Origin of the sequence: Variovorax sp. J22P240, assembly GCF_030316855.1 — a bacterium.
Lineage (GTDB): Bacteria > Pseudomonadota > Gammaproteobacteria > Burkholderiales > Burkholderiaceae_C > Variovorax.
The window spans coordinates 89320-107607 of record NZ_JASZYR010000003.1 but is presented as its reverse complement, the minus strand read 5'-3'; the positions used below and the strand labels follow the sequence as shown (position 1 = coordinate 107607).

General features: G+C 66.1%; 16 protein-coding genes and 1 pseudogene. 14 read left to right on the top strand and 3 right to left on the bottom strand.

The genetic code is table 11. The features are described 5' to 3' along the window. Positions 1 to 35: 35 nt before the first annotated feature. Positions 36 to 860, top strand: a complete 825-nt coding sequence (gene otnI / locus QTI24_RS10445; RefSeq protein WP_286600225.1) for a 2-oxo-tetronate isomerase — start codon at positions 36 to 38, stop codon at positions 858 to 860. Positions 861 to 869: 9 nt separating this feature from the next. Continuing rightward, positions 870 to 1010 (top strand): annotated as a pseudogene (locus QTI24_RS10440) (RidA family protein); the annotation flags it as partial. 27 nt (positions 1011 to 1037) lie between these two features. On the opposite strand, the gene QTI24_RS10435 reads toward QTI24_RS10440, so the two are convergent. Beyond that, positions 1038 to 1601 (bottom strand): histidine kinase, encoded by a 564-nt coding sequence (locus QTI24_RS10435; protein WP_286600224.1) that lies wholly within the window; start codon positions 1599 to 1601, stop codon positions 1038 to 1040. A 224-nt stretch (positions 1602 to 1825) separates the two neighbouring features. Between QTI24_RS10435 and QTI24_RS10430 the strand changes: the two genes are divergently transcribed. The 8 genes from QTI24_RS10430 to QTI24_RS10395 all read left to right on the top strand — a co-directional run bounded on the left by QTI24_RS10430 (position 1826) and on the right by QTI24_RS10395 (position 8713). Next, positions 1826 to 2209 carry a VOC family protein gene (locus QTI24_RS10430; protein ID WP_286600223.1) on the top strand — a complete coding sequence of 128 codons (384 nt, stop codon included), beginning with the start codon at positions 1826 to 1828 and terminating at the stop codon, positions 2207 to 2209. After that, on the top strand, positions 2193 to 3437 hold the full coding sequence (locus QTI24_RS10425; protein WP_286600222.1) for an NAD(P)/FAD-dependent oxidoreductase: 1245 nt from the start codon (positions 2193 to 2195) through the stop codon (positions 3435 to 3437). The genes QTI24_RS10430 and QTI24_RS10425 overlap by 17 nt, the downstream gene beginning before the upstream one ends. Positions 3438 to 3533: 96 nt before the next feature. Further along, positions 3534 to 4049, top strand: a complete 516-nt coding sequence (locus tag QTI24_RS10420) for a DUF1269 domain-containing protein (protein ID WP_286600221.1) — start codon at positions 3534 to 3536, stop codon at positions 4047 to 4049. Between the two features lie 58 nt (positions 4050 to 4107). Beyond that, positions 4108 to 5271 (top strand): cytochrome c oxidase subunit II, encoded by a 1164-nt coding sequence (locus tag QTI24_RS10415; protein WP_286600220.1) that lies wholly within the window; start codon positions 4108 to 4110, stop codon positions 5269 to 5271. 26 nt (positions 5272 to 5297) lie between these two features. Then, entirely contained in the window at positions 5298 to 7067 is a 1770-nt protein-coding gene (gene ctaD, locus QTI24_RS10410; RefSeq protein ID WP_286600791.1) for a cytochrome c oxidase subunit I, read from the top strand. A gap of 8 nt (positions 7068 to 7075) precedes the next feature. Next, the gene (locus QTI24_RS10405) at positions 7076 to 7684 is read left to right on the top strand and encodes a cytochrome c oxidase subunit 3 (RefSeq protein ID WP_286600790.1); all 609 of its coding nucleotides are present in this window, start codon (positions 7076 to 7078) and stop codon (positions 7682 to 7684) included. Positions 7685 to 7694: 10 nt separating this feature from the next. Further along, the gene (locus tag QTI24_RS10400; protein WP_286600219.1) at positions 7695 to 8390 is read left to right on the top strand and encodes a heme-copper oxidase subunit III family protein; all 696 of its coding nucleotides are present in this window, start codon (positions 7695 to 7697) and stop codon (positions 8388 to 8390) included. An 8-nt stretch (positions 8391 to 8398) separates the two neighbouring features. Beyond that, positions 8399 to 8713, top strand: a complete 315-nt coding sequence (locus tag QTI24_RS10395; RefSeq protein WP_286600216.1) for a cytochrome C oxidase subunit IV family protein — start codon at positions 8399 to 8401, stop codon at positions 8711 to 8713. Positions 8714 to 8723: 10 nt separating this feature from the next. Here the strand turns inward: QTI24_RS10395 and QTI24_RS10390 are convergent, their stop codons facing one another. Both QTI24_RS10390 and QTI24_RS10385 read right to left on the bottom strand, forming a co-directional pair. After that, entirely contained in the window at positions 8724 to 10346 is a 1623-nt protein-coding gene (locus tag QTI24_RS10390; protein WP_286600214.1) for an MFS transporter, read from the bottom strand. Between the two features lie 6 nt (positions 10347 to 10352). Further along, positions 10353 to 10847: an Lrp/AsnC family transcriptional regulator gene (locus tag QTI24_RS10385; protein ID WP_286600212.1), complete on the bottom strand. Its 495-nt coding sequence runs from the start codon at positions 10845 to 10847 to the stop codon at positions 10353 to 10355. A 174-nt stretch (positions 10848 to 11021) separates the two neighbouring features. Here QTI24_RS10385 and QTI24_RS10380 point away from each other — a divergent pair, with 174 nt between their 5' ends. From QTI24_RS10380 to secF, 4 genes are all read left to right on the top strand, one after another. Beyond that, positions 11022 to 14639: an indolepyruvate ferredoxin oxidoreductase family protein gene (locus tag QTI24_RS10380; protein WP_286600211.1), complete on the top strand. Its 3618-nt coding sequence runs from the start codon at positions 11022 to 11024 to the stop codon at positions 14637 to 14639. Between the two features lie 193 nt (positions 14640 to 14832). Continuing rightward, positions 14833 to 15165, top strand: coding sequence for a preprotein translocase subunit YajC (yajC, locus tag QTI24_RS10375; RefSeq protein WP_286600210.1), 333 nt, complete (start codon positions 14833 to 14835; stop codon positions 15163 to 15165). 169 nt (positions 15166 to 15334) lie between these two features. Then, complete coding sequence (gene secD / locus QTI24_RS10370) at positions 15335 to 17215, top strand: protein translocase subunit SecD (RefSeq protein ID WP_286600209.1); 1881 nt, start codon at positions 15335 to 15337, stop codon at positions 17213 to 17215. A gap of 12 nt (positions 17216 to 17227) precedes the next feature. Then, complete coding sequence (secF, locus tag QTI24_RS10365) at positions 17228 to 18181, top strand: protein translocase subunit SecF (protein WP_286600208.1); 954 nt, start codon at positions 17228 to 17230, stop codon at positions 18179 to 18181. Positions 18182 to 18288: the final 107 nt, after the last annotated feature.

The window sequence follows — 18288 nt, the reverse complement described above, 5'->3', positions numbered from 1 at the left end:
GGCGCCGCCGCGCCTTCGATCTGTTGGAGTTTTTGATGCCTCGATTTGCCGCCAATCTTTCAATGCTCTATCCGGAGCTTGATTTTCTGGACCGCTTTGAAGCCGCTGCGAAGGATGGCTTTCGGGCGGTCGAATATCTGTTTCCCTATGCCTATGAACAGCGGGAACTCGCGGCTCGGCTGTCGGCCAATGGGTTGCAGCAGGTGCTGTTCAACGGGCCGCCCGGTGACTGGGAGCGTGGGGAGCGCGGTCTCGCCTGCCTGCCGGGGCGCGAAGCGGAGTTTCGGGAAGGCATTCTCAAGGCGCTCGACTACGCCGCCGCACTGTCGTGTCCGCGCATCCACGTCATGGCCGGGTTGGTGCCGGGAGGCACGGAACGGGACGCCGTGCAGCCCAACTACATCGACAACCTTCGTTGGGCCGCGGTCGAAGCGGCCAAGGGCGGGCTCGATCTGCTGATCGAGCCGATCAACACGCGCGACATTCCGCGCTTTTTCCTGAACCGGCAGGACCACGCACACGAGATCGTCGAGGCCGTCGGCGCGCTGAACGTGCAGGTGCAGATGGATCTCTACCATTGCCAGATCGTCGAGGGCGATGTGGCGATGAAGATCCGCAAGTACCTGCCCACGGGCCGCGTCGGGCACTTTCAGATCGCGGGCGTGCCGGACCGGAACGAGCCCGACATTGGCGAGATGAACCATCCCTATCTCTTCGATGTCATCGACGAGGTGTCCGCGCAATGCGGCTGGGAGGGCTGGGTCGGCTGCGAATACCGGCCGCGGCGCGGTGCCGTCGCCAACGGCACCTCGGACGGGCTCGGCTGGCTGCGCTCGCTGCCGCGCACCTCGGGCGCATGAGGCTCCGACTACGCGCCGTACAACCGCGTGCGTGGACTCTTCTACCCGGGCGAACCGCCGGTCAGCACGGTGGTGGAGGTATCGCGCTTCCTGCCGGGGGACGAAGTGCTGATCGAGGTGGAAGCGACGATGTATTTGCCGCAGCACTGAGCAGGCGCGCCGCGGGTGGGCGTGCAGCTAGCAGAGCGGCAGCCGCAGAGTGACCCCGAGGCTGCCCAGCGGCGACGGTGCCGCGTAGATGCGCCCACCGTTGTCGCTCACGATCTGTTCGCACAGCTTGACGCCGTCGATCGACTGGGCGTGGGCCGCATCGTCTCGACGCGCCAAAGCGGCGCTGAAGCACCGACCGAGACGCGGCTCTTCGGCAGGCGCCTGGTCCATGAAATTGATGACGGCGTGCGCGCCATCCGCGCGGGCCAACAACTGCAACGTGCCACCCGCCGGCATGATGCGGCAGGCCAGATCGGCGACTTGCGTGAAGACCTCCTGCATCCCCGAGCGGTCGAGAAACACGGTCAGTGGATCCGATGGAATGCGCAGATCCATCGCGATGCCCGCCGCTTTGAGCCGGGCACCCAGAGACTCCGACATCTGGCCCACGATCTCGCGGATATCTGCGAGATGGCGGGGGCTCGATGCGCGAACCCCGGCGGACGGGATGCCGGGCTCGCTGGCGACTTGGGTGCCGGATTGCCGGAGCGCGGCCAACGGGCGCGCGAAGATCTTCAGGAATTTGTACATGGCTGCTTGGCGATACGCTGCGCGAGTGGGCAGCGATCATCGTCGATGGTCATCGCCTTCATCGGGGCGCGGTATCCCAAGAGACGTGGGGGCCAGGCGGCGGCTTTCAAGAGCGAGCTTGGCGGGGCTCATTGCCCATGCTGCGGCCCGTCATTCGTCGTCCCCGCGTTGCGCCTGCCGGATGTGGCCGTAATACTTGTGGCTTGCATCGAAGGGTGACCATCATGTCCATCCAGTTGAACCACACCATCGTCAAGGCCCGCGACCCGCGGGCATCAGCGGCACTCCTGGCCGAGTTGCTCGGGCGCGGCGCGCCGGTTCCCTTCGGGCCGTTTCATGGCGTGGAAATCGACAACGGCGTCACGCTCGATTTCATGAAAGTCGATGGTGAGTTCGACTGGGCGCACTACGCCTTTCTCGTGAGCGAGAGCGAGTTCGACGACATCTTCGGGCGCATCCGCGCACGCGGGATTCCCTACTGGGCCGATCCCGGCCACCACCAGCCCGGCGAGATCAACCACGGCGACGGCGGCCGGGGGGTCTACTGGGACGACCCCGACGGCCACGTCCTTGAAATCCTCACCCGGCCTTATGGCAGCGGCGGCTGATCCGGTGGCGCCGGTCCCGCAAGCGTGCGAGGTGCTGGTAATCGGCGCCGGCCCGGCCGGGACCGCTTGTGCCCAGTCGCTGGCGCGGGCGGGCTTCGATGTAGTGCTCGCCGACCAGCAGTTGTTCCCGCGCGACAAGGTCTGCGGCGACGGATTGATTCCGGATGCTCACCGGGCGCTGGAGCGGCTCGGCGTGCTCGACGAAGTGCTGGCACACGCACGGGCCGCGACGCACGTCGCCTGTGTCGGCCCGCGCGGCGGGCGGGTGGAGGTGCCGGCGCATCTCGCGGTGCTGCCGCGCCGTGAACTGGACGAGATCCTGCGGCTTTCGGCGATCAGGGCGGGTGTGCGCTGGCTCGCTCCGGCCCGCTTCGATGCACCGCTCCTCGATCCCGGTCAACAGGTGATCGGCGCGCGGCTTGCCTTGCCGGATGGCGCGCCGCGCGTACCGCACGCGCTGCGCGCCCGCTGGACCGTGCTCGCCACCGGCGCGGCATCGGTTCCGCTGAACTCGGCCGGCTTGTGCACGCGCCGCACGCCGAGCGGGATGGCGCTGCGGGGTTACGTCCGGAACGATGCGATGGTGGGTCGGATCAAGGGACTCGACGTGGTGTGGCATCGCGCATTGCGGCGCGGCTACGGCTGGATCTTCCCGTGCGCCGGCGGCGTGTTCAACATTGGTGTCGGGATCACCCACAGCCGCGCGGACGTGCCCGACGTCAACCTGCGCGAGTTGTTCGCCACCTTCACAAGGCTGTACGCGCCGGCGCGCGAGCTGATGGAGGGCGGCGAGCCGCTGGGTCCGTTGAAGGGCGCGCCGTTGCGCTGTTCGCTTGACGGCGCGAAGTGGTCGCGGCCCGGGCTGCTGGTGGCGGGCGAGGCGGCGGGCAGCACCTATCTCTTCACCGGCGAGGGCATCGGCAAGGCGCTCGAGACCGGCATGCTCGCCGCGCAGGCGATCGCAGAAGGCCGCGACCAGCGGCTGGGCGACGCGCAAGTGCGCGCACGCTACGAGGCCGCGTTGCACGCGCTGAAGCCGCGCTTCGATGCCTACGAGCAGGCCAACCGCATCAACAACCACCCGTGGCTCGCGGACCTCCTGATCTGGCGCGCGCGCCACAGCGAGAGCGTCAGGAAGCGGCTGAGCGGCGTGATCGAGGAAACCCACACGCCGCGAAACCTCGTGACGGCCCAGGGCCTGCTGAGAATGCTTCTGCCGTCGGCGTGACGCGGGTCGGTGGTTGCCGACTTGATAACAGACGCTCATGGGCATATAAGTCGTCCATGGTTCCTTGTCTCGTCGCAAGACGGAAAGGAGGGTGCCATGAGGAGACGTATTTACTGGCTCATGCCAGATCTGGCGAGCGCCAGGCAAGCGATGCACGATCTCGTGCAGGCGCGTGTCGACGTTGCGCGCATTCATTTCGCCGGGTCGGAAGGCATGGACATGACTGGCCTGCACACGGCCAACGTGTGGCAGACCTCGGACGTCGTGCACGCGGCGAAGACCGGGTGGGTGATCGGCAGCGCCTGCGGCATGGTCATCGGCCTGGTGGCCGGCTTGCTTTTTCCGATCATGGGCGACGACCCCGAATGGGAAGTGGCCGTGCTGCTCGGCGTGCTGGGCGGCGTGATCGGCGCCTGGTCCGCCAGCATGATCGGCATCTCCATTCCGAGCACCCGGCTGCAGCGCTTCGAAGGCGCCATGGCCGAGGGCCGGATTCTCCTGATGGTGGATTTGCCGCGATCGCGCGTGCAGGACATCGAGGCACTGTTGCAGACCGCGCATCCTGAAGCCCGTTTCGAGGGCGAGGAGCAGCAGGTACCGGCGTTCCGCTGAAACGCCGCCGCATCGCCGATGACTCGCGGACCGCCGATGCACAGCAAAGGAACCGCACATGATCATGGCCGTTGCCCTGCTGCTCATCGTGGTCGCCTCGGTGGCCTTTCACTTTCTCAATCCGTGGTGGCTGACGCCACTGGCTTCCAACTGGCAGGAGATGGACCACACGCTGACCATCACGCTGGTCATCACGGGCATTTTCTTCGTCGCGATCAATCTTTTCGTCGTCTACACGCTGGTGCGCTTCCGCCACCGCGAAGGCAGCCGCGCGGCACATGAGCCCGACAACAAGAAGCTGGAACGCTGGCTGATCGGCGGCACGACGGTCGGGATCATCGCGCTGCTGGCGCCGGGTCTCGTGGTCTACGCCAACTACGTAAGGGAGCCACGCGACTCGCTCGTGCTGGAGGTGGTGGGCCAGCAATGGCAGTGGCGCTACCGTTTTCCCGGCGCTGACGGCAAGCTGGGCGCGAGCGATGCGCGCTTCTACAGCGCCTCCAATCCCTTCGGGCTCGATCCCGGCGACCCGGCTGGGCAGGACGACATCATGGTCGCCAGCGACGAGGTGCACCTGCCGCTCGGCAAGCCAGTGCTGGTGCTGGTTCGCTCGCACGACGTGCTGCACGACTTCTACGTCCCGCCGTTTCGCGCCCGCATGAACATAGTGCCGGGGCAGGTCAGCCGCTTCTGGTTCACGCCGACCGTCGTGGGCCGCTTCGAGGCGCTGTGCGCGCAGCTCTGCGGCGTGGGCCATCCGAACATGCGCGGCTTCGTGGTGGTGGAAGATCCGGCGCAGTTCCAGGCCTGGCAGGTGGCATTGCCGACCTTCGCCAGGACGCAGGTCAAGACGCTCCCGCCTCCGACGGGCGAAGCGGCCGCTGGTGGCGCGGGCGCGCGCGTGGAGCAGGGCCGCGCGCTGTCCGAATCCAAGGGCTGCGTGGCGTGCCACACCATCGACGGCACCGCCCGCGTAGGGCCGACGTGGAAGGGCCTCTACGGCAAGACCGAAAACATGAGGGACGGCACCACCGCGCTGGTCGATGACAACTACCTGCGCAGCTTCATCCGCGATCCGCAGGCGCGTGGCGTGAAGGGCTTTGCGCCCGTCATGCCCAAGATCGACCTGACCGACGAAGAACTGGCCGCGCTGGTGGCCTACATCCAGTCCCTCGGCAGCCCGCCGGCGCAGGCAGCCACCGAACCGAAGGTGCAGCGATGAACCCTGATTCGCCCGCGGGGCACACCGTGCCACACGACGACGACGCCGAACACCACGCGCCGACATCGTTCCTGAGGCGCTACATCTGGAGCCAGGACCACAAGGTCATCGCGATCCAGTACGCCTGCGTCGCCATCACGGTGGGGGTGGTGGGGGTCGTGCTGTCGAACCTGATGCGGCTGCAACTCGGCTACCCCGGCCACTTCGAGTTCATCAACCCCGAGCGCTACTACCAGTTCGTGACCATGCACGGAATGATCATGGTGATCTACCTGTTGACCGCGCTCTTCCTCGGCGGCTTTGGAAACTACCTGATCCCGCTGATGGTGGGCGCGCGGGACATGGTCTTCCCCTATCTCAACATGCTGAGCTTCTGGGTCTACCTGCTGTCGGTCGTGGTGCTGATGGCGAGCTTCTTCGTTCCGGGTGGGCCGACCGGCGCGGGGTGGACGCTGTATCCGCCGCAGTCGATCCTGCGGGGCACGCCGGGCTACGACTGGGGCATCGTCCTTATGCTGGTGTCGCTCGTCATCTTCATCGTTGCGACCACGATGGGCGGCCTGAACTACGTGACCACCGTGCTCCAGGCCCGCTGCGAAGGCATGACGCTGATGCGCATGCCGCTGACCGTGTGGGGCATCTTCGTCGCCACCATCCTCGCGTTGATCGGCTTTCCGGCGCTGTTCGTGAGCGGCGTGATGCTGCTGCTCGACCGCACGCTGGGCACCAGCTTCTTCATGCCGGCGCTGGTGTCGATGGGCCAGATCACGGGCTACAAGGGCGGCAGCCCGTTGCTGTTCCAGCACCTGTTCTGGTTCTTCGGCCATCCGGAGGTCTACATCGTGGCGCTGCCGGCCTTTGGGATCGTTTCCGACCTGATCAGCGTGCACGCGCGCAAGTGCATCTTCGGCTACCGGATGATGGTGTGGGCCATCGTGGCGATCGGCGGGCTGAGCGTGGTCGTCTGGGCGCACCACATGTTCGTGGCGGGCATGAACCCGTACTTCGGCTTCTTCTTCGCCACCACGACACTGATCATTGCCGTGCCCACGGCCATCAAGGTCTACAACTGGCTGCTGACCCTGTGGCGCGGAGACATCCACCTGTCGGTGCCGATGCTGTTCGCGCTGGCTTTCGTGTGCACCTTCGCCATCGGCGGGCTGACCGGACTGTTCCTCGGCAACGTGAGCGTGGACATTCCGCTCTCGGGCACCTACTTCGTGGTGGCGCACTTCCACATGGTGATGGGCGTGGCACCGCTGCTGGTGGTGTTCGGCGGCATCTACCACTGGTTCCCGAAGGTCACGGGCCGCATGCTCGACGACCGGCTCGGGCACCTGCATTTCTGGATCACATTCATCGGCACCTATCTGATCTATTTCCCCATGCACTACCTCGGCGTGCTGGGCATGCCGCGGCGCTACTACAACTTCGACGGCTACAAGTTCATTCCGCCGTCGGCGTTCAGCCTGAACACCTTCATCACCGTGGTCGCGCTGGTCGTCGGCGCGGCGCAGCTGCTGTTCATCATCAACCTCGCGTGGAGCGCGTGGCGCGGCCGGCCGGCGAATGCCAATCCGTGGCGCGCCGCTTCGCTCGAATGGCAGACGCCCGAGACGCCGCCGACCCATGGCAACTGGGGGCCGCGGTTGCCGGTGGTCTATCGGTGGGCCTATGCCTATGGCGTGCCGGGCAAGTCGGAAGATTTCATCCCGCAGACCGCACCGCCCGAAGCCGGCGGCGTCGAGCCCGAGCCTCATGGCGGCAAGGACGAAGCCCGAGGGGCATTGGCATGAGCGTTTCGATGGTCGCCAACGGCATCGATCGGAGCGGCAGGCTGCGCGCCGCGCACGCGAGCGCGGCCAGCATCGGCCTGTGGGTGTTCATGGGCGTCGCCACCAGCCTGTTCTCGCTCTTCATCACGGCCTACGTGATGCGCATGAACAGCAGCGACGCAGTGACACTCGCGCTGCCGTGGCAGCTCTGGCTCAGCACGTCGTTGCTCGTTGCGGGCAGCGTGGCCTTGCAACTGGCCCACCGGGCGGCGCGCGCCGCCGATGTCTTGCATACGCGTCGCCTGCTGCAAGCGGGAGGGCTGTTCGCGGCGGCGTTCATCTGTGTGCAACTGTGGGCCTGGCAGGCCTTGTGGAGCGCACAGGTGATGCCTGCCGGCAATCCGGCCGGCAGTTTCTTCTACCTGCTGACCGCAATGCACGGCCTTCACATGGCCGGTGGGCTCGCCGCCTGGGCGTGGACGGTGCGTGCCGTCCGGCGCGAACCCGCCGAGGCGGCCTGGCGGATTGCGCTCTGCGCGCGCTATTGGCACTTCATGCTCGCGGTGTGGGTCTTGCTGTTCGCCACGCTGGGGTTGGTCACGCCGGAAGTGGCGCGATTCATCTGCGGAACCGCTTGAGGAGGCATTCATGAACACCGCAACCATCGCGACACCTGTGCTCAGCCCTCCAATCGCTGCGGAAGGCTGGCGCGGGCTGATTGCCGACTGGTCGTCGGACCGCCGTGCTTTCCACGTCTCGTGGGGCAAGGCGATGATGTGGATCTTCCTGCTGAGCGACACCTTCATCTTCAGCTGCTTCCTCACCGGCTACATGACGGTGCGCGTGTCGACCACCGCTGCATGGCCCAATCCGAGCGAGGTGTTCGCGCTGCACGTGGGCGGCGCCAACGTGCCCTTGCTGCTGATTGCGATCATGACCTTCGTGCTCATCAGCAGCAGCGGCACGATGGCGATGGCCGTCAACTTCGCCTATCGCCGCGACAAGGTGAACGCCGCCACGCTCATGCTCGTGACCGCGACCTTCGGCGAACTCTTCGTCGGCATGCAGGCTTTCGAGTGGTCCAAGCTGATCATGGAGGGCGTGCGGCCCTGGGGCAATCCGATGGGCGCGGCGCAGTTCGGCTCGACCTTCTTCATGATCACCGGCTTCCACGGTCTTCACGTGACCGGCGGCGTGATCCTGCTGTTCATCGTGGCCTTCAAGCTGATGCGCGGTGACTACGACCGGACCGGCAACTACCAGATCGTCGAGATCACGGGCCTGTACTGGCACTTCGTGGATCTCGTGTGGGTGTTCATCTTTGCGTTTTTCTATCTCTGGTGAGGACGATCATGACCCCAGGCACAGGCCAGCAACATCCGATCAGCCTCTACCTCAAGATCTGGGGGTTGCTGTTCGTGCTCAGCGCGATGTCGTACATGGTCGACTACCTGCACTTCCAGGGCTACCTGCGCTGGGGGCTGATCATCACCTTCATGCTGTTGAAGGCCGGGCTAATCGTGGCGATCTTCATGCACATGGCGTGGGAAAGGTTGTCGCTGGTGTATGCGATCCTGCTGCCGCCGCTGTGCCTGTTGGTGCTGGTGGGGCTGATGTTCGCGGAGGCGGGGCACACGTTGCTGACGCGGCTCCTCTTCTTCCACTAGGGACGAGCCCCTAGCGGTGCACGATGTAGCGAGTCACCACCGGCAGCGATTCCCCCTGATGGAACGCCAGCCGCCGCTCCCGCAACGCCATGTCCGCCGCTGTCGCGCGGTGAAAGCGCCGCAGATGCTCGGTCCATGACTCATCGACGATCTGCTCGACATAGCGTGACGGGTCCGTGATGTCATGCAGCAACTCCCACGCGATCGCGCCCTGGCTCAGCCGTGCGCGGCGCGTCTGGTGCATGACGATCAGGAAAGAGGCGGCGCGCGCGGGGTCTATCAGGTATTCAACCGTGATCACCACGCGGCCCTCTTCGCCGGGCGCGCTCTTCGGCGGACCGGCGGCCCAGCCCTGCTGGGCGGGGCTGGTGTCGTCCTCTTCGCCGGTGCCGTCGGTCACGTAGCGCAGCGCGGCCAGCATGCACAGCGTGCCGGTGACCGCGGCGATGCCGAGGCTGATGTAGAGCGAGGTGAGTTCCGCCACCTGGCCCCAGAGCGCGGCGCCGAACGCGCTCGCGCCCATGATGGCCATCTGATACATCGACATGCCGCGCGCACGCACCCAGTCGGGCAACGCGAGCTGGGCCGACACCGACAGCGAATTGGCGACGGTGATCCAGGCCATGCCGCCGAGGAACATCGCGGGCACGGCCACCCATGCATTGGGCGCTACCGCCATCACCGCCGTCGCGCCGGACTGCAGCAGCGCGCCGCGCAGCACCAACTGGTCGCGCACCATCGCCTGGCGCAGCCGTGGCAGGAACAGCACCGCCACGATGGCGCCCGAACCCATGGCCGCGAGCAGCAGCGTGAAGGTGCCGGCGCCGCCTCCGTGCAGGTTGCGCGCCAGCAGCGGCAGCAGCGCGAGCAGCGCCGTGGAATGCAGGAAGAAGAGCGCCACGCGCGTGAGCACCGCGCGCATGCGTTGCGACTGGCGCACGAACTGCACGCCGACGCGCATGGCGCTGATCAGCTTCTCGCGTCCCAGCGGATTGGGCGTGTGCTCGCGCCGCCAGCGCAGCACGACGAAGCCCGAGGCCACGCACATCACGGCATTGAGCCCGAACACCCACACCGTGCCCGTGCTAGCGATCAGCGTGCCGGCCAGCAGCGGGCCGACGATGCGCGAGGCATTCATCGCGATGCCATTGAGCCCGAGCGCCGCCGGCAGGTGCGTTCGCGGCACCAACTCGGGGACGATGGCCGAGAACACCGGCCAGCGCATGGCCAGGCCGATGCCGTTGGCGAAGGTCAGGGCCAACAGCAGTGGCGCGTTCATGACGTCCATCACGACCGCGACGCACAGCACGATCGCGGTGCCGGCCAGCCAGAACTGGGTGGCGACCAGCCAGCGCCGCCGGTCGAGGATGTCGGCCAGCGCGCCGCTGGGCAGTCCGAGCAGGAACACCGGCAGCGTGGAGGCCGACTGCACCAGCGCGACCCAGATCGGCGAGGTGGTGAGCGAGGTCATCATCCAGGCGGCCGCCACGTCGTTCATCCACATGCAGACGTTGGCGATCAGCCAGGTGCTCCACAGCATGCGGAACACCGGGAGCCTCAGCGGTTCGAGAGGCCCGACGCGTGGCTGCACGCGCGGAGCAGAGGGAGTTTCCTGGGGCGAGATCGGTGGCATCGAGGCCTATTGTCGGCGCCCCGTCTGGGGCGCCAGGTGGTCGAGCGGCAAGGCGTGGCTCGCCTTGACTTCGCCGAGCGAGAAACTGGTGTGCAGATCCTTCACGTTCGGCAGGTTGAGCAGGTGCTGCAGCGCGAAGCGGGAGAAGCTGTCGAGGTCCTGCGCCACCACCTGCAGCTCGAAGGTGCCGGTGCCGCTGATGTAGTGGCAGGCAATGACTTCCGGCAGCTTGCGGATCGCGTCCTCCAGCTTGCGCGTGACATCGACGGTCACGCGCTCCGCGTCCACGCGCACGAAAGCGAGCACGCCGAGGCCGATCTTGTGGCGGTCGATCTCCGCGTGATAGCCCTTGATGAAGCCGGCCTCCTCGAGCGCCCGCACGCGGCGCCAGCACGGTGCGGCCGAAAGGCCCACGCGCAGTGCAAGCTCGGCGTTGGTGAGGCGCCCGTCGGCCTGCAGTTCTTGCAGGATGGCGAGGTCAAACTTGTCAATGCTTTCCATTGGTGTGCATATTAAGCAAGATTCTTTCAAAATGGGGCGACCAACAGGCAAAGAACGCAAACACCTGTCACGACAGCAGGCATACACTTTGCGTCATGATGGCCGAGGGGAATCCGACCCGGATGCCTCGCAAAGCCACGCCCACAAGGCTCAGCCCACCTGGAGACAGACACGATGAATGCCCCCCTGCCCGAGCACATTCGCAAGGCCCTGGAAACGGTCACGCTCGACGACAAATACTCACTGGACTACGGCCGCGCCTTCATGAGCGGCGTGCAGGCGCTGGTCAAGCTGCCGATGCTGCAGCGCTTGCGCGACCAGCAGCAGGGCAGGAACACGGCAGGTTTCATCAGCGGCTACCGCGGTTCGCCGCTCGGCGGCTACGACCAGGCGCTCTGGAAGGCCAGCAAGTTCCTGAAAGAACAGAACATCGTCTTCCAGCCGGGCGTGAATGAAGAACTCGCGGCGACCGCGCTCTGGGGTACTCAGCAGCTCGGCTTCTCGCCAGCCGGCACCAACAAGTTCGACGGCGTCTTCGGCATCTGGTACGGCAAGGGCCCGGGCGTGGACCGCTGCTCCGACGTATTCAAGCATGCCAACATGGCCGGCACCACCGAATTCGGCGGCGTGATCGCGGTGGCCGGCGATGACCACATCTCCAAGAGCTCCACCGCGGCGCACCAGAGCGACCACATCTTCAAGGCCTGCGGCACGCCGGTGTTCTTCCCGGCCAACGTGCAGGAGATCCTCGACCTCGGCATCCATGCCTTCGCGATGAGCCGCTTCGCCGGGATCTGGTCGGGCATGAAGACGATCCAGGAGATCGTCGAATCGAGCGCCACCGCGATGATCGACCCCGAGCGCGTCGAGATCGTCATGCCCACCGACTTCCAGATGCCGCCAGGCGGCCTGCACATCCGCTGGCCCGACCATGCGCTGGAGCAGGAAGCGCGGCTCATGCACTACAAGTGGTACGCCGCGCTCGCCTACATCCGCGCCAACCGGCTCAATCACAACGTGATCGAAGGGCCGAACGACCGCTTCGGCATCATGGCCAGCGGAAAGGCCTTCAACGACACGCGCCAGGCGCTGATCGACCTGGGCCTGGACGACGCGGCCTGCCGCCAGCTCGGCATTCGTCTCCATAAGGTAGCCGTCGTGTGGCCGCTCGAAGCGCAGCTCACGCGCGCCTTCGCCACCGGGCTGCAGGAAATCCTGGTGGTCGAGGAAAAGCGCCAGGTCATCGAATACCAGCTCAAGGAAGAGCTCTACAACTGGCGCCCCGACGTGCGGCCCAACGTGGTCGGCAAGTTCGACGAGGGCGAAGTGCATCAGGCCGAGGGCTACTCGGGCGGCGAATGGTCGATGCCCAATCCGACCTCGCACACGCTGCTGCGCGCCAATGCGGACCTGAATCCGGCGCTGATCGCCAAGGCGATCGCACAGCGCCTGAAGAAGACCGGTCTGCTGGCGGCAGCCGGCGCTGACATGGCCGCGCGCATCGACGCCCAGCTCGCGATTCTCGAGGCCAAGGAGCGCGCCATGGCGGCGCCGCAAACCACTGGCGTGTCGGACGCGGGCCGCCAGCCCTGGTTCTGCTCGGGCTGCCCGCACAACACCAGCACCGTCGTGCCCGAAGGCTCGCGTGCGATGGGTGGCATCGGCTGCCACTTCATGGCGACCTGGATGGACCGCTCGACCATCGGCTTCACGCAGATGGGCGGCGAGGGCGTGCCGTGGGTCGGCCAGCAGCCCTTCACGACCGACCAGCACATCTTCGCCAACCTCGGCGACGGCACCTACTTCCACAGCGGCCTGCTGGCGATCCGCCAGAGCATCGCGGCCGGCGTGAACATCACCTACAAGATCCTCTACAACGACGCGGTCGCGATGACCGGCGGCCAGCAGGTCGGCGAGCGCCCCGAGGGCCACTCGGTGCTGCAGATCGCCGAAAGCCTGCACGCCGAGGGCGCAGTGAAGGTCGTCGTCGTCACAGACGAACCCGAGAAGTACGAGGGCGTGAACGTGCCCGGCGAGAACGTCAAGGTGCGCCACCGCGACGAGCTGGACGAGATCCAGCGCGAGTTCCGCGAAATCAAGGGCACCACGGCCATCATCTACGACCAGACCTGCGCGACCGAAAAGCGCCGCCGCCGCAAGCGGGGTACGGCCGTCGATCCGGCCAAGCGCGTCGTCATCAACGAGCTCGTCTGCGAAGGCTGCGGCGACTGCAGCGTGCAGAGCAATTGCCTGTCGGTGGAGCCGCTCGAAACCGAGTTCGGTCGCAAGCGCACCATCAACCAGAGCACCTGCAACAAGGACATGAGCTGCCTCAAGGGCTTCTGCCCCAGCTTCGTGACTGTCGAGGGCAGCCAACTCAAGAAGAAGTCGAAGAGCAAGGGCTCCACGCCGGCCGAACTGGGCGCGCTCGACGAGCCGGCACTGCCTTCGCTCGCGGGCGGGAACGTCTGGGGAGTTGTGGTCGCGGGTGTGGGAGGCACGGGCGTCATCACCATCGGCCAGTTGCTCGGCATGGCGGCGCACATCGAAGGCAAGGGCATCGTGACGCAGGACGCGGCGGGCCTCGCGCAAAAGGGCGGCGCTACCTGGAGCCATGTGCTGATCGGCGACACGCAGGACGACATCCGCACCACCCGCGTCGGCACGGCGGCGGCCGATTTGATCCTGGCCTGCGATCCGCTGGTCAGCGTCAATGCCGAGACCATGGCACGCATGCGCGAAGGCCGCACGCACGTGGCGCTCAACAGCCACAGCAGTCCGACGGCGTCCTTCGTGCGCAATGCCAACTGGCAGAACCCGCAGGATGCCTGCGCTGTCGAGATCGCACGCGCGGTGGGCGCCGATGCCGTCGGCGCCTTCGACGCCGATGCGGCCGCGACCTCGCTGATGGGTGACTTGATCTACGTCAATCCGATGATCCTCGGCTACGCATGGCAAAAGGGCTGGCTCCCGCTCGAGCATGCGTCGCTGATGCGCGCTATCGAGCTGAACGCCGTGGCGGTCGACAACAACAAGGCCGCCTTCGAGTGGGGCCGCCAGGCCGCCCAGCGACCGGGCGAACTGCAAAAGCGCGTCCGGCCCGGCCAGATCATCGAATTCAAGAAGCGTGACACGGTCGAAAGCCTGGTGGCGCGCCGCGTCGAATTCCTGACCGGCTATCAGAACGCGGCCTACGCCGACCAGTACAAGGCCTTCGTCGCCAAGGTGCAGAAGGCCGAGTCGGCGCTGGGAAAGACCAGCCTGTCCGAGGCCGTCGCGCGCTATCTGTTCAAGCTGATGGCCTACAAAGACGAGTACGAGGTGGCGCGGCTGCACACCGACCGCAGCTTCCTCGACCGGGTCGAAGGCATGTTCGAGGGGCAGATGGGCAAGGACTTCAAGCTCAATTACCACCTCGCGCCGCCCATCATCGCGAAGAAGAATGCCAAGGGCGAACTGCAAAAGCAGAAGTTCGGTCCCGCGATGCTGACCGGCTTCAAGGTGCTCGCCAGGCTCAAGGGCCTGCGCGGCACGGCGCTGGACATTTTCGGCCGCACCGAGGAGCGCAAGACCGAGCGCGCACTGATCGGCGAATACCGCGCGAGCATCGACGAAGTGCTGTCCGGCCTGAGCGCCGAGAACTACGCCACGGCCCTGGAAATCGCCAGCCTGCCCGAGCAGATCCGCGGCTATGGCCACGTCAAGGAGCGCAACCTGGCCGCGGCGCGCGTGCGCTGGGCCGAGTTGATGGCCAAGTGGCGCCATCCGCAGGCAGCGCGCGCTGCGGCCTGACCCCACCGCCAAAAGCCCCGATCGCCGCGCCGGGATCCCCCCGGCGCGGCGTTTCCCTGACGAATACAATGTTCGGCGCTGTGCGCGGCCAAGGTACCGCGCTGCGCGGCGGGTTTTGCTCCGCCGCGGATCTGCGGGCCCTCTTGTATTGGAGGCCGGCGCACTTATTTCTTCCCCTCTGCTGGAGACTCCCTTGTTCATTTCCTCTGCTTATGCCCAGACCGCGCCCGCTGCTTCCGGAGGCGGCGACATGATGTCCTCGCTCGGCAGCATGCTCCCGCTGGTGCTGATGTTCGTGGTCCTCTACTTCGTGATGATCCGTCCGCAGATGAAGCGCCAGAAGGAAGCCCGCGCGATGATCGAGGCGCTCGCCAAGGGCGACGAGGTGGCGACGGCCGGCGGCCTGCTCGGCAAGATCACCCAGATCGGCGAGCAGTACCTGACCGTCGAGATCGCCAAGGGCGTCGAAGTCCAGGTCCAGCGCAGCGCGGTGGTCCAGGTGCTCCCGAAAGGCGCGATCAAGTAAATGCTCGCCCCCAGGCTTGCCCACTTCGTGTGGCCGCCCACCCCCTACCGGGGGCGCTGCCGGTGGGCCGGCAAAGCCGGTTCCACGTCAGCCCACGAACGGGCGCGCTCCGCGCAGCCGAAAAGCACATGCCCCTCCCGGCTGGCGAGAGAGTTTTTGAGGTGATTCGATGAACCGATATCCGGTTTGGAAGTACGCGATCATCGTGATCGTATTGCTCGTGGGGCTGATCTATGCCCTGCCCAATTTCTTCGGCGAGGCGCCTGCGGTGCAGGTGTCGTCGGCCAAGTCGACCGTCAAGGTCGATGCCGGCACGCAGGCGCGTGTCGCCGAGGCCCTGAAGGCCGCCGGTGTCACGCCCGACCTGTTGACGCTTGATGCCACTTCGGTGCGCGCGCGCTTCACCAACACCGACGACCAACTGAAGGGGCGCGATGTCCTGCAGCACGCGCTGGTGCCGGACCCGAGTGACCCGCCCTACGTGGTGGCGCTCAACCTGCTTTCGCGGTCGCCGTCCTGGTTGACCGCGCTGCATGCCTTCCCGATGTACCTGGGTCTCGATCTGCGCGGCGGTGTGGACTTCCTGCTGCAGGTCGACATGAAGGGCGCCATCGACAAGAGGGCCGAATCCTTCGCGAGCGACCTTCGCACGGGGTTGCGCGACAAAGGCGTCCGTGGCAGCGCGGTCAATCGCGTCGGCCAGACCATCGAAATGCGTTTCCGAGACGAGGCCGGCGTGACGGCAGCCAAGGCGCTGCTGCAGGACCAGTTCCAGGACCTCACGGCGGTCGAAAGCCAGGAAGGCAACGACTTCAAGCTCACGGTCTCGATCAGGCCCGAAGCGGCGCGGCGCCTGCAGGACGCGGCGCTCAAGCAGAACATCACGACCTTGCACAACCGGATCAACGAACTCGGCGTGGCCGAGCCCGTGATTCAGCAGCAAGGGCTGGACCGCATCGTGGTTCAACTGCCCGGCGTGCAGGACACGGCCAAGGCCAAGGACATCCTCGGCCGCACTGCCACGCTCGAAATGCGTCTGGTCGACGAGAGCGCGGAAGCGCGGGCCGCCGAGCAGGGCGCGGGGCCGGTGCCGTTCGGCTCCGAGAAATTCCTCGACCGGCAAGGCCGCCCGGTGATCGTCAAGAAGCAGGTGCTGGTGACGGGCGAGAACCTGACCGACGCCCAGCCCGGCTTCGATTCACAGACCCAGCAGCCCAAGGTCGACCTGACCATGGACTCCAAGGGCGGCCGCATCATGCGCGACGTCAGCCGTGAGAACATGCACAAGCGCATGGCGATGCTGATCTTTGAAAAGGGCAGGGGCGAAGTGCTCACCGCGCCGTCGATCAACGGCGAACTGGGCAATCGCTTCCAGATTTCCGGCTCCATGAGCGTCGTCGAGGCCAACGACCTCGCGCTGCTGCTGCGCGCCGGTTCGCTCGCTGCACCGATGGAGATCATCCAGGAACGCACCATCGGCCCGAGCCTCGGCGCCGACAACATCAAGAAGGGCTTCGACAGCGTGATGTATGGCTTCATCGCCATCATGGTGTTCATGTGCCTGTACTACGCGCTGTTCGGCGTGTTCTCGTCGATCGCGCTGGCCGTCAACCTGCTCCTGCTCGTCGCGATCCTCTCGATGCTGCAGGCCACGCTGACCCTGCCGGGCATCGCGGCCATGGCTCTCGCGATCGGCGTTGCCATCGACTCCAACGTGCTGATCAACGAGCGCATCCGCGAGGAACTGCGCGCAGGGGCCTCGCCGCAGGCCGCCATCCACGCGGGCTACGACCGCGCCTGGGGCACGATCCTGGACTCCAACGTCACCACGCTCATCGCGGGCATCGCGCTGCTGGCCTTCGGCTCCGGCCCGATTCGCGGCTTTGCGGTCGTGCACTGCATCGGCATCGTCACCTCGATGTTCTCGGCGGTGTTTTTCTCGCGCGGGCTGGTCAACTTCTGGTACGGCAGCAAGAAGAAGCTCAAGACCTTGTCGATCGGCACCGTTTGGAAGCCACCGGCCGACCCGGCCGAGGCCGCCGCGAAATAAGGGACACGCAAAATGGAATTTTTCCGAATCCACAAGACCATTCCGTTCATGCGCCACGCGCTGGTGCTGAACGCGGTCTCCATCGTGACCTTCCTGCTCGCGGTGTTCTTCCTGTTCCATCGCGGTCTGCACCTGTCGGTCGAATTCACCGGCGGCACGGTGATGGAGGTCGCCTACCAGCAGTCGGTCGATATCGGCAAGGTGCGCGAGACCATCGGCAAGCTGGGCTACACCGATGTGCAGGTCCAGAACTTCGGCACTTCGCGCGACGTGCAGATCCGCCTGCCGGTCCACAAGGGCCAGACCTCCGCGCAGCAGAGTTCCCAGGTCATGGAGGCGCTCAAGACAGTCGACCCGACCGCCACGCTGCGCGGTACCGAGTTCGTCGGGCCGCAGGTCGGCGATGAACTCACCACCAACGGCCTGAAGGCACTGGGCATGGTGGTGGTCGGCATCATGATCTACCTGGCCTTCCGCTTCGAATGGAAGTTCGCGCTCGCGACCGTGCTGGCCAACCTACACGACGTGGTGATCATCCTGGGCTTCTTCGCCTTCTTCCAGTGGGAGTTCTCGCTGGCAGTGCTGGCGGCGGTGCTGGCGGTGCTGGGCTACTCGGTCAACGAGTCGGTCGTGATCTTCGACCGGGTGCGCGAGAACTTCCGGCGCTATCGAAAGATGACCACGCGCGAGGTCATCGACAACGCGATCACCTCGACCATCAGCCGGACCATCATCACGCACGGGTCCACGCAGCTCGTGGTGCTCTCGATGTTCTTCTTCGGCGGTCCGACGTTGCACTACTTCGCGCTCGCCCTGACCATTGGCATCTTGTTCGGCATCTACTCGTCGGCCTTCGTGGCGGCGGCCATCGCGATGTGGCTGGGCGTCAAGCGCGAGGACCTGGTCAAGGGGCCGATCAAGCGCGAGGGCGACCCCGACGATCCGAACGCCGGCGCCACGGTGTGAATCTGGCCCCCAAGCTCCTTCACTGCGTGTACTCGCTGCCCCGCGAGGGGGCTGCAGGCCGCCTTGGGGCGGCCCGGCGCGGGCCTGGCCCGACGCTTGCGTTAGGG

What these genes read in the sequence shown, in the direction of transcription:
- otnI (WP_286600225.1), top strand. Translation starts at nt 36, where the DNA reads ATGCCTCGATTTGCCGCCAATCTTTCAATGCTCTATCCGGAGCTTGAT.
- QTI24_RS10435 (WP_286600224.1), bottom strand. Translation starts at nt 1,601, where the DNA reads ATGTACAAATTCCTGAAGATCTTCGCGCGCCCGTTGGCCGCGCTCCGG.
- QTI24_RS10430 (WP_286600223.1), top strand. Translation starts at nt 1,826, where the DNA reads ATGTCCATCCAGTTGAACCACACCATCGTCAAGGCCCGCGACCCGCGG.
- QTI24_RS10425 (WP_286600222.1), top strand. Translation starts at nt 2,193, where the DNA reads ATGGCAGCGGCGGCTGATCCGGTGGCGCCGGTCCCGCAAGCGTGCGAG.
- QTI24_RS10420 (WP_286600221.1), top strand. Translation starts at nt 3,534, where the DNA reads ATGAGGAGACGTATTTACTGGCTCATGCCAGATCTGGCGAGCGCCAGG.
- QTI24_RS10415 (WP_286600220.1), top strand. Translation starts at nt 4,108, where the DNA reads ATGATCATGGCCGTTGCCCTGCTGCTCATCGTGGTCGCCTCGGTGGCC.
- QTI24_RS10405 (WP_286600790.1), top strand. Translation starts at nt 7,076, where the DNA reads ATGGTCGCCAACGGCATCGATCGGAGCGGCAGGCTGCGCGCCGCGCAC.
- QTI24_RS10400 (WP_286600219.1), top strand. Translation starts at nt 7,695, where the DNA reads ATGAACACCGCAACCATCGCGACACCTGTGCTCAGCCCTCCAATCGCT.
- QTI24_RS10395 (WP_286600216.1), top strand. Translation starts at nt 8,399, where the DNA reads ATGACCCCAGGCACAGGCCAGCAACATCCGATCAGCCTCTACCTCAAG.
- QTI24_RS10390 (WP_286600214.1), bottom strand. Translation starts at nt 10,346, where the DNA reads ATGCCACCGATCTCGCCCCAGGAAACTCCCTCTGCTCCGCGCGTGCAG.
- QTI24_RS10385 (WP_286600212.1), bottom strand. Translation starts at nt 10,847, where the DNA reads ATGGAAAGCATTGACAAGTTTGACCTCGCCATCCTGCAAGAACTGCAG.
- QTI24_RS10380 (WP_286600211.1), top strand. Translation starts at nt 11,022, where the DNA reads ATGAATGCCCCCCTGCCCGAGCACATTCGCAAGGCCCTGGAAACGGTC.
- secD (WP_286600209.1), top strand. Translation starts at nt 15,335, where the DNA reads ATGAACCGATATCCGGTTTGGAAGTACGCGATCATCGTGATCGTATTG.
- secF (WP_286600208.1), top strand. Translation starts at nt 17,228, where the DNA reads ATGGAATTTTTCCGAATCCACAAGACCATTCCGTTCATGCGCCACGCG.